This window comes from Flavobacterium sp. UBA4854, assembly GCF_002399805.1.
GTDB classification, from domain to species: domain Bacteria; phylum Bacteroidota; class Bacteroidia; order Flavobacteriales; family Flavobacteriaceae; genus Flavobacterium; species Flavobacterium ginsengisoli.
The window spans coordinates 2,398-2,606 of record NZ_DHEI01000143.1 but is presented as its reverse complement, the minus strand read 5'-3'; the positions used below and the strand labels follow the sequence as shown (position 1 = coordinate 2,606).

Sequence of the window (209 nt, the reverse complement as noted above, 5' to 3'; positions counted from 1 at the left end):
TGAAACATCTTTGGTGTTTTTCCTAAGATTTCTTCCTCTTTGTAACCCGTCATTTTTTTTATTCCGCTTGACGCGAAAACTATTTTCAAATCTAAATCGGTTACTAAAACCACTTCGTTTTTGAGTCTTTCCTGAATATTGAGCATTTTTTCATCCCAGATAAATTCATCTGAGATTTGGCTTACCCTTTTTAAATCAGTACTTAGTGC

Annotated in this window: 1 protein-coding gene; it reads right to left on the bottom strand. The window is 33.5% G+C overall.

The window, feature by feature from the left end:
• The coding region (locus B3J44_RS20615) for a PAS domain-containing protein (RefSeq protein WP_286971164.1) at positions 1 to 209 on the bottom strand (209 nt) is incomplete at both ends.